The organism is Pseudomonas sp. UBA6315, assembly GCF_002438125.1.
GTDB lineage: Bacteria > Pseudomonadota > Gammaproteobacteria > Pseudomonadales > Pseudomonadaceae > Aquipseudomonas > Aquipseudomonas faucium.
In genome coordinates this window covers 1-10,006 of the sequence record NZ_DJTF01000155.1, presented here as the reverse complement: position 1 = coordinate 10,006, position 10,006 = coordinate 1, and the positions used below count along the sequence as shown (strand labels likewise).

Sequence of the window (10,006 nt, the reverse complement as noted above, 5' to 3'; positions counted from 1 at the left end):
GCAGGATGTGCTCGACGATTTGCGGCACCGATTGGTGCTGGTAGATACGGTATTGCTGGCCGCGGCCCAGCAGCGCCAGGCGCGGCTGCAGGGTCAGCTGATAGCGGGCTTCGTCCCGCGAGCTGGACAGGCGCTCAAAGCCGGTGACCACGCCATGCACGGTACGCAGCGGTTTGATCTGGGGCGCGGGCAGGCCCAGCAGGGGCAGCTTGCTGGGGGGTGGGTGCAGGCTGAAGGTGGCGCGCTTGCCGAGCATGAGCTCGACGGCGATGTCCTGTTCTGCCGAGGTGAATTCCACGCGGTAGAGGAAGGGTTCGCTGAGCTGCTCCCTGCCTTCGAAGGACAACACGTCGAGTGCTGCGGCCAAACCCTCCACTGCCAGTTTGTGCTGGCTGGGGTTGAACAGGCCCAGAATCCCTTCTGCCATGTTCAGGCCTCCACGGGCGCACGTTGCGCGAGCTGAGCCTCGTCGGCGTCGGCGAAGTCCAGGGTGACACCCAGCCCTTCGCTATGCCCCAGTGTCACGCCTCGCGTGGCCTGGCCGGCTGCCTGGCGCTGCAGCAGTTGAAGGCTCAGCACGGGAAGGATCTGCTGATTCAGCAAACTGTCGATGTTGCGGGCACCGCTATCGGGCAACAGGCAGGCATCGATCAATGCATCGTTGAGCGCCTCATCGATGCTGCACTTCACGCCATAGTGACGCTCAAGCCGCTTGGCCACCTGGGCGAGCTTGACGGCCACGATGCGTTTCAGCGCATCCGCTCGCAGCGGCCGGTAGATCAGGGTTTGAAAACGCGCCAGCAAGGCGGGCTGGAAGTGTTCGCGCAGAACGGGGCGAAGCAGATTCTGCAGTTGACTGTCGGAGGCTTCGGGTTGCGCATGCAGAAAATCTTGCAGCGCGTCGCTGGCGAGGTTGGATGTCATGAGGATAACGGTGTTGCGAAAATCAACTTCCCGCCCTTCGCCATCACGCATGAAACCGCGATCGAAAACCTGATAGAAGAGGTTGAGCACATCGCGGTGGGCCTTTTCTACCTCATCCAGCAACACCACGCTGTAGGGGCGCTGACGCACCGCCTCGGTGAGCACCCCGCCCTGCCCGTAGCCCACGTAGCCAGGCGGCGAGCCCTTGAGTTGGCTGACGGTGTGCGCCTCCTGGTACTCCGAGAAATTGAGGGTGATCAGCGATTTCTCGCCACCGAACAAGCTGTCAGCCAGCGCAAGTGCCGTTTCGGTCTTGCCGACGCCACTGCTGCCGACGAGCAGGAAAACGCCCAGCGGGGTCTTGTCATCGGTCAACCCGGTGCGGGCTGCACGCAGGCGTTGAGCCAGTGCGTTCAACGCATGTTCCTGACCAATGACGCGTTCTGACAGCTGCTGTTCCAGGGCCAGAAGGCTGGCGTGTTCATCCTTGAGCAAGCTGCCCAGCGGCACACCGGTCCAGTCGGCAATCACTTCGGCCACGCTGCGCGCAGTTACATCCAGCGCGACCAAGGGCTGCTGCGCTGCGATGCTGCCCAACTGTCGCTGCAGCTCAGCAATTTCAGCTGGATCCTTCGCTACAGACTGACGCGCTTGCAGCAATTGCTGAGTCAGCGCCAGCTCTTGCCGATACTGCAGCTCAAAGGCCGCTTGCTGCTCTTGCAAATGGCTCAGTTGTTCACCAAGCCTGGCCAACAGGTCGTCGTCGCAGCGCCCCCGAAGCTGACCGTCCTCTTGCACAGCCTGTTGCTGCAATTTGAGCGCGGCCTGGCTGGACTTGAGCCGCACCAACGCCTGCGGTTCGCAGTCCAGGCTCATGCGAACGCGAGCACAGGCCGTATCGAGCAGGTCGACGGCCTTGTCAGGCAAGCGGCGGCCGGTCAGGTAGCGACGCGACAGGGTGACCGCCGCCTGAACCGCTGCATCGTCGACATGCACGCCATGGTGGTCGGCATACCGCGCCTTCAGGCCACGCAGCATCAGGCAAGCGTTGCCATCGTCGGGCTCATCGACCTTGACCATCTGAAAGCGACGTTCCAGCGCAGCATCACGCTCGAAATATTGTTTGTACTCACTCCAAGTGGTGGCGGCGAGGGTGCGCAGCTCGCCCCTGGCAAGGGCGGGCTTGAGCAGGTTCGCAGCATCTGCCGCACCAGCCTGGTTGCCGGCACCGATCAGGGTGTGGGCTTCATCGATGAACAACAGGATGGGCGTGGGGGACTGTTGAACGGCATCGATGACACTTTTGAGCCGCTGCTCGAACTCGCCCTTTACACCCGCGCCCGCTTGCAACAGGCCAAGGTCCAGGGCCCGCACTTGCACGGGCTTGAGGCTGTCAGGCACTTCCCCTGCGCTGATGCGCAAGGCCAGGCCTTCGACCAGCGCGGTCTTGCCTACCCCTGGCTCACCGACCAGGATCGGGTTGTTCTTGCGCCGCCGACCGAGGATATCGATGACCTGGCGAATTTCGTCATCCCTGCCGAACACCGGGTCGATCTGCCCTGCCGCAGCTTTTGCCGTGAGATCTTGCGTGAACCGTTCGAGCACTTGCAGCAAGGCACTGTCATCGAAGGCCTGGCTTTCACCCGTAGGTTGCTCGCCCAGCGTGACCGGGCTCTCGGGGCGTTCCTCCGACGCTTGATCGAGCGATGCAGCCATTTGCTGCAATTGCGTTGAGCCGATACTGAGCAATGGCCAGGCGGCCGGGCACCTGAGCAACCCTGGAGCTTTCAGCAAAGCGCCCAACAGATGAGACGAACGCAAGCACTCGCTGTTGCCCTCCAGCGATGCCTGCAACCACGCATCGGTAATCAGCTGCTGCAGCTCATTGCTCAGTTGCGGCTTGTTGCGAACGCTACGTGGCAACTTGTCGAAGTACTCGAGCAAGCCTTGCCACATGGCATCCATGTCCCAGTTGCAGCGACGTGCAATGACTGTCAGGTCGCCCTGCCCTTGCTCCAGCAACTTGAGCAGCCAGTGTTCGAAGGTGATCTGTGCGTGACCGCGGCTCTGGCACATGGACGCAGCCGCTGTCAGTGCCTGGGCACAATAAGCATTGAGGCGACGAAGCAGGCGGGTTGGATCATGTGACATACAGTGCGTCCTTGTTAGGCGGGCAAGACTTGCGTCCGAGTAGCAGGTGACGAGGGGCGATGTGTTCGGTTGAACATCCTCGAGCGGACGCTCAACCCAGCACACCGCTGGTAGATCCGGCAGACGGATGGCCGCCTGCCGGCAGTAGCGCATCAGGCGTTGGGGCGCTCGTTCCAGGCATCGGAATGAATGATGTTGCCGTCCTTGAAGGTCCAGGTGATCTTCTCGTAACGCAGCTCGATCTCTTCCAGGTGGTTATGTTTCTCCTTCGATGGATCCTTGATGTCATGCATCTTTGGCGCGACTTTCACGACCTTCACGTTCTCCAGCGTGGTGTTGAAGTACTCGACTTCCTGGCCGGCATCATCGATCCGGTACCACTTGAATTCAGCGGACTTCAGCGTCTGCCCCGTGGTGGCTGCCTTGTACAGGTAGGGGCTCGAAGCATCGATCTCCTTGCTGAACACGAACGGCGTATGAATCCGCGTGCCCGTCAGTTTTCCGGTGTTGTTGTCGGTCGGGATGTACAGGCTGTGCGCCTGCGCGACCACCTCGATCGAGCCCTCGCGCCCGCCGACGCCCACAGAACCTTTGAGCTCCGCGCCGCCGTCATCTTTCAGCCAGAGGTAAACGGGTATAGCCATGTGAAACTCCTTCTCCTGGAAGTTGAATGCCGCCAAATGCGGCCTGGGTTACGCGCCCGACGCCACGGCCGAAGAGGCACACGCCCCCGGCTCTGGCACCAGGCGAATTTCTACGCGACGATTGAGCGAGCGACCGTGCTCGGTGTCATTGCTGGCAACCGGTTGGCTGGCACCAAAGCCCTGGACGGCAAAGCAGCTGCCGGGGATATCGCCCATGCGCGACATCCATTGGTGCACCGCAGCAGCGCGTGCGGTGGACAAACGCAGGTTCTGTTCGTCATTGCCGGTGGCGTCGGTGTGCCCGGTTATGACAATCAGCCAGCCAGGCTGGGCCTTGATACCGACCAGTGCCTTGACCAGCACGTGGGTCGACTCCAGCTTCAGTTGGGCGCTGCCACTGCTGAACAGTGACAGGCTGTCTAACCGCACGACCTCGCGGGGATGGGTTGGGAGGGGCACTGTCGCCGGCCGGCGATGGCCGGAAATCGTGGCGTGCACAGGCGCCCGCAGCCGCTCCCCCTGATACAAGCCCAAGCCAAGCGACCACGGCTCGCCCTGGCGGTAGTAGTCGTCCAGGCGCAGCGCATCCTGGCGAAGCGTTGCCAGTGCCTGCTCTTGATCCTGGCTCAGCGTCGCAGCCTGGTAACGGCGCAGGTCGTCAGTTACCTGGCGCACGAGCAATGTGTTCTGCCATGCCGAGCTCATCAGCGCGATGACACCTGCGCCAACCAGCAGCCACAGGCCCAGCAACTGCGCACGGTATCGCTGATGACGCGGGGCGTTGATGGGCAACAGATGAAGCAAAGGGTCCGGGAATGGCGACTGCTCGGCGACCTTGGTGGCTGGCGCCTTGGGCGTGGCGCGCAATCGCGTGTGTTCATGCAGCCAACGTTGCCACAGGTTGTTTTCCACCCAGTGCCCCGCCGCAGGCCCTGCCACGAAGGCAACTGCCACGGCAGGCCAAAACGCGTGACTGTGCCGCTTGCCCGCCCCATCAGACTTCATCAGTTCAGCAAGCCATTGGGTGGCGCTGTGCAACTGCACGCACGTCTCCAGGCGCGCCGCTGGGTTCGCGCTTTGCTGCCACTCGCTCACGTCGATGCAGTCACCCGCCTCCCGCACCACCAGGCCGGCTTTGCCCGCTTCCCAGCTGAACCAGCCCGCTGACAGGGTTTGCAGGTAGCAGGTCACCAGGACAGGCAGGCCGACCCCACGCTTGCGCACCATGGCCACTTGGTTGCCAAAGCGGCGTATCTGGCCAGTCAGTACTGGTGCGTCGCTATGAGCACAAGGATCGACAATCAACAACGCACTGAGCTGCCCGTTCCACGCCGGCCGTTTTGCCAGCACTTGCGCAGCCAGCCCTTGCAATTGGTCCACGCAAGGCACTCGTACATAACAACCCAGATCGGTCACACGCAGTGCCAAGCGGTCATCGGGAATCGGGCCGAACAGGCCGACAAGCCCATCACCACACACCAGCAATACGGGGTGAGGATAGGAAGCGGGAGGTAAGGCGCAACCCTGCGCCAAAAGCAGGTCACCTGGGTATGCCTCTGGTCTTGAGGCACGCAACCAAGTGAGGAGCGCCGCGCACGCTATCGCTACCATGCAGAGCACCCGCCAGCCAGCGGCAAGAGGGACGATCGCCACGATCGCCAAGGCCAATGCAGCTGCCCATAAACTGAGGCCGCGAATCTGCTTGCGTGTCATAGGCGCCTCACACCAGGCCCGGCAGCAGCGAGGCAAGCGCCTCTGCCAGTACCCGGTCCAGCCCCCACCAGACACCGGCGAGAACCACGCTCGCGGCGACAACGTGCAGCACAGGTGAATGCAGCCAGAACAACGCTTGCCGCGAAGGGGTTTTACCTGCCCGCACCACTAGGCCTTGCGTGAGGTCGAACGGGGCAACTTGCGAGGTAAGAGCAGCCAGCAGTTGCTGGCGCTCCGGGTCATTGGCATCGCGATATCGCCCCAGGAAACCCAGCATCAACACCCGTTGAAAAACGGTGAGCACAAGCGGGTTGGCCGAAGGCTCTCCCAGCACCGAGCGTATTTCCTGATAAACAAACTCACCCGCCTGATGGGTATTGAAGAACCTGGCCTGCAAAGACTCTCTGGCCCAGGCGGCATGAGCCTCGTCCACCACGCGCGCGAGCACGGTTTCGTCCAGCAAGGCGCATTGGGCGTGGCTGATGAAATCGATGTTTCGCGCATCCAGCCCTGCCTCCACGAGTGCTTCTCGGACGCGTTCGACTTGCTCTACACAGCTGCTCCATAGCTCCGGCGAGCTGTGCACCTTGGCGCCCTGGCGCAACTCGATGACCAGCAGATAGGTGTCTTGCAGCAGCTCGTCGATGTTCAAGCGCGAGGCGAAGGGTTGCTCTATCCGCTTCATGCGCGCAGTACCGCAAAGAGTTCAAGCTTGAGGTCCGCGAACGTGCTCGGCACGTACAGCGCACAGACACCGTCGGCCAACATGGCCTGGCCCTTGGCATGGGCGAGATCGAGGGCGAAGTACTGATTCTCCAGCCGCAACGGAATTGCCGCCGGCACATGGCTGAGCGGCTGCAGGGGTACCCCCTCCAGCGCAGCGTTCACCAGGTGATCCACGTCCTGTGGCGCACCTACCTTGCACAGCCTGGGAAACTGGCTCTGCACCTGGGCAACGGGCAGCCGGCAACGAACCGACAGGTAGAAATCAGCGCCGTTGGGTTCGAGCAGGCGGGGGTCGTTCAAGCTGACCTGCCAACGGTTGGCACTGGGCTGCTCCAGCACCAGCGCCACGACCCGCGACGGCAGGCTCGCTTCCAGCAAGCTGGAAATGGTCCGCATCAAGGGCGGCAACACGGCTTCCAGGTTGCCGTGCTGGTACGGCGCAATGCTGCCGACATCCTGATCGAGCGAAAACGTCAGCAAACTCCCCGCCAACTGGATAAGGCATTGATACACCTGCTCGGGGTGCCGAGCGGGCTGGGCCTTGAGGTCTGCCAGCACTGGCTGGAAGGTGTTCAAGGCATTGAGTAGCCAGAACAAGGTGACATCCGCCACGGCAAAATCGGCCATGCGCTGGTTGCTTTCACGCCGCATGCCCATCAGCCGCTCTCGCTTGGCTGAAAGCTGCGTCAACAGGTTGTCCAACTGCGAAAGCAAACCTGGATGAGCATCGATACTCAGCAGCGGCGCAATGAACGCGCCATCCACCTCCCAACCACCCTGGGCGCCACGCACCAGGCGAGCCAGGGGGCATGTCAGGTAGTCGGCATTGTCATCATCAGCAAAACGCAGGCTCAAGGCGTGCTCAAGCACACCGATCGACTGCACTTCGTCACCGAACTGGTCCTGCACCTCGCGCCACACCTGGCGATAGCGCCTCGGACGATCCGCCGTACTGCCTTCGAACAGGCAGTTGTTGCCGTTGGCCTGCTCCAACGGCAAGGCCAACAGTACCGTTGCGCTTGGCGCATCCTCCAGCCGATGCGCAAGTTCGATCGCCGCGGGTAACGGGTCGATACGATCAGTGTCGATCAACGTGCCATCCGGCATGCAGAGGCGAATGCAAGCTGCCTTGAGTTTGCCGAGAAGTAGCGCGTCCTTATCGAACGCCACTGCCTGTATGCCCCAAGGATGAACAAGGCCCAGTTGCATACAGAAACGGTTGGCCCACGATTCGAGGCGGGATTGCTGTTGGAATTGTTGCGGCGACAACAGCATTCCCGAAGCCCATAACGGACGCGCAATATTCAAGGCATAGACTCCTGCAGCCGGGGTTACGATTTCGTCTTAGGCATTTGCGATACCAATGACAAGTTGATATCCATACCTTCCACTTGAAAGTGCGGCACAGCGAACAACTTGACCCGGAAGAAGCCAGGGTTGTCGTCAATGTCTTCGACGATCACCTTCGCCTCGCGTAAAGGATGTGAAGCTTGCAAGTCATCGCTCGGGTCGGTCATTTCAGTCACCAATCCGCCGACCCACTTGTTCAACTCCATTTCGAGCAAACGACGGTCTTTGGTCGTGCCAATGTTTTCTCGCTGGATCAGCTTCAAGTAATGGGCAATTCGCGACAGCAGGAAAACATAGGGCAAACGGGCGTTGATACGGCTATTGGCCGTCGCTTCGGCGGTATCGTAAATCGCGGGCTTATGCGCAGAGTTCGCCGAAAAGAAACACGCATAATCGCGATTCTTGTAATACGACAGCGGGATGAGGCCCAGGTTGGAGAATTCAAACTCACGGGTTTCTGGGATCATCACCTCGGAGGGGATTTTTACCTGGTTTCCCGTGCCCAGATCATAAAGATGAATCGGCAGGTCGCTGACCGCACCGCCCGACTGCGGCCCACGAATTTGCACGCACCATCCGTTGGCGATAAAGCTCTTGACCATATTGGCGGCGAAGGCAAACGTGGCGTTTACCCAGAGGTACTTGCCATGGTCGGGGCCTTTGACCTTTTCCACGTAATTGAAAGCCCGTACCGGGCGCGTATCCGGGCCGTAAGGCAAGCGGCCCAATACCCGTGGCATCAACAGCCCCACGTAGCGCGCATCGTCGCTGGCGGCAAAACTCTGCCACTTGATGTACTCGGCGCGGTCCATGTAGTTGCCGATGTCCTTGATGGCAGCAACCTCCTCCATGCTTTCCTTGCCAAAGAAAGCTGGCCCCACCGCTCCCAGGAAGGGCATATGCGCAGCCGCCGCCACTTTCGAGATGCTGCGCAGCAGCGCGATGTCTTGCGGGCTGCGGTCGAACTCATAGTTGGACACCGCAGCGGCGATGGGCTCGCCTCCGGGCGTGTCGTACTCCTGCGTGTAGGTATGCAGGTACAAGCCGCTCTGGGCGATTTCGGGTGCGTCGTCGAAATCCTGGACCAGGTGGGCTTTGCTGATATCCAGCAGTTCAATGCGCACGTTCTGGCGGAAGTCTGTCTGATCGACCAGTGACTTCGCGCCGCGCCAGGTTGATTCGACTCGCTGGAAGTCAGGGTGGTGCATCACCGCATCGAGCTGACGGCTGATTTGTGTATCCAGCGCTGCGATGTGCCTGTCGAGCAATGCCCTGTCGAGGCGCTCGACTTTCGACGACGCACCTTTGAGCAAATCGAGAAAGACACTGATGGATGCCGTCACGCGCTCGTCGGCACTCGCCTCCGAGAGCACCTCTACACTTTGAAACGCTTCAATCCCACCCATTTCGGCAAGCGGTTTGAGATTGATTCTTTCGAAAAGCGCGTGGTACACACCCTGACTTTCAGCCAATACCGTGCCGCTGCGCGTTTGCGCAGAAGTTTGTTTTTCGGACATTTCTAACTTCCTGTGATGGGGGCCAAGCGCGATCAATGCTCAGTGGGCGGCGCCAGTGCCGTCAGTTCGCTGCGCAGGGCTTCGCTCAATGTTTCATCCTTGAGGATGCGCTCCAGCTCGGTGCGAAACGTGGCGTTGTCCAGCACATTGGCTTTCAATTCACGCAATAGATTGCGCATCGCCAGAAGCGCCCGCAGCTGAGGAATTTGCCGCGCCACGTGTTCAGGCTCAAAATCCTTGATGCTTTGGAATTGCAACTCGACCGAGGTATCGGAGCCGTCGTCGACCAACGTGTTTTCAACCGCCATTTGCACCGCGGGCGAAAAGTCCGCCAGGACGTGATCGAAGTTATTCTTGTCGATATTGATTTTTGCTCTTTCTGCAAGGGGGCGCTGCTCCGCACCGTTGCTGTAATCCCCCATCAACATGAGTTTGAGCGGTAGCTCAACCTTGCGTTGTGCACCGCCCGTATGCAGATCCAGCTTGATATTGACGCGTGCCTTTGGCACTTCGCCCTGAAAACTCTTCGAAGCCATAACCCCTCCCGAAATTTGGCGGGCCTGATGATGTCGTTAGTTGAATATCGCTTCTTTCTAACGACAAGCGCCGCACCACCGGGTGACACCTTGGATGAAGTTTTCAAATCAATCTATAGTTGGGCCAAAAGATAGACCGGACCTACATTTAAAGGAAATTATTCCTACAGAAAATGTGTAGCAGGCAGTTATTGCGAAAACTTTCAATTGATTCACATCAATAAAAAGCGTCTGGAAGAAATTCAATAAAACCAGCGTCACTGAAACGTGAGGACGGTGATGACAGCGAAGGACAAAGAGAGGGCGTCATGTGAAGTGCTGGCGCCTGCCACGTTCGGTTTTGGCCCTGGCAGGCCAAATTCCAGGCACAAAAAAAGAGGCCCTGAGGCCTCTTCTTTGTGATCCCAGCGACGCACTGTGGATCGAATTTGGAGCGGGAAACGAG

The 10,006-nt window shown here is 60.1% G+C and carries 9 protein-coding genes; all 9 read right to left on the bottom strand.

The window, feature by feature from the left end; genetic code table 11:
- A partial coding sequence (locus tag B3E94_RS18110; RefSeq protein ID WP_286914546.1) for a contractile injection system protein, VgrG/Pvc8 family occupies positions 1-427 on the bottom strand: 427 nt, incomplete at its 3' end.
- 2 nt (positions 428-429) lie between these two features.
- The gene (gene tssH / locus B3E94_RS18105; RefSeq protein WP_286914548.1) at positions 430-3,075 is read right to left on the bottom strand and encodes a type VI secretion system ATPase TssH; all 2,646 of its coding nucleotides are present in this window, start codon (positions 3,073-3,075) and stop codon (positions 430-432) included.
- Between the two features lie 152 nt (positions 3,076-3,227).
- Complete coding sequence (locus B3E94_RS18100) at positions 3,228-3,719, bottom strand: Hcp family type VI secretion system effector (RefSeq protein ID WP_176513417.1); 492 nt, start codon at positions 3,717-3,719, stop codon at positions 3,228-3,230.
- Between the two features lie 48 nt (positions 3,720-3,767).
- Positions 3,768-5,432, bottom strand: coding sequence for an OmpA family protein (locus B3E94_RS18095; RefSeq protein WP_286914545.1), 1,665 nt, complete (start codon positions 5,430-5,432; stop codon positions 3,768-3,770).
- Between the two features lie 7 nt (positions 5,433-5,439).
- Positions 5,440-6,117, bottom strand: coding sequence for a type VI secretion system protein TssL, short form (tssL, locus tag B3E94_RS18090; RefSeq protein WP_286914544.1), 678 nt, complete (start codon positions 6,115-6,117; stop codon positions 5,440-5,442).
- On the bottom strand, positions 6,114-7,466 hold the full coding sequence (gene tssK, locus B3E94_RS18085) for a type VI secretion system baseplate subunit TssK (RefSeq protein ID WP_286914543.1): 1,353 nt from the start codon (positions 7,464-7,466) through the stop codon (positions 6,114-6,116). Before tssK ends, tssL begins: the two co-directional genes overlap by 4 nt.
- A gap of 23 nt (positions 7,467-7,489) precedes the next feature.
- Entirely contained in the window at positions 7,490-9,025 is a 1,536-nt protein-coding gene (gene tssC / locus B3E94_RS18080) for a type VI secretion system contractile sheath large subunit (protein ID WP_286914541.1), read from the bottom strand.
- 32 nt (positions 9,026-9,057) lie between these two features.
- Complete coding sequence (gene tssB, locus B3E94_RS18075) at positions 9,058-9,561, bottom strand: type VI secretion system contractile sheath small subunit (protein ID WP_286914540.1); 504 nt, start codon at positions 9,559-9,561, stop codon at positions 9,058-9,060.
- A 257-nt stretch (positions 9,562-9,818) separates the two neighbouring features.
- Positions 9,819-10,006, bottom strand: a 188-nt coding sequence (locus B3E94_RS18070) for a hypothetical protein (protein WP_286914539.1), incomplete at its 5' end; no start/stop codon positions are given.

Coding starts and splice junctions, on each gene's coding strand:
- tssC (WP_286914541.1), bottom strand. CDS start 9,025: ATGTCCGAAAAACAAACTTCTGCGCAAACGCGCAGCGGCACGGTATTG.
- tssB (WP_286914540.1), bottom strand. CDS start 9,561: ATGGCTTCGAAGAGTTTTCAGGGCGAAGTGCCAAAGGCACGCGTCAAT.
- tssL (WP_286914544.1), bottom strand. CDS start 6,117: ATGAAGCGGATAGAGCAACCCTTCGCCTCGCGCTTGAACATCGACGAG.
- tssH (WP_286914548.1), bottom strand. CDS start 3,075: ATGTCACATGATCCAACCCGCCTGCTTCGTCGCCTCAATGCTTATTGT.
- B3E94_RS18100 (WP_176513417.1), bottom strand. CDS start 3,719: ATGGCTATACCCGTTTACCTCTGGCTGAAAGATGACGGCGGCGCGGAG.
- B3E94_RS18095 (WP_286914545.1), bottom strand. CDS start 5,432: ATGACACGCAAGCAGATTCGCGGCCTCAGTTTATGGGCAGCTGCATTG.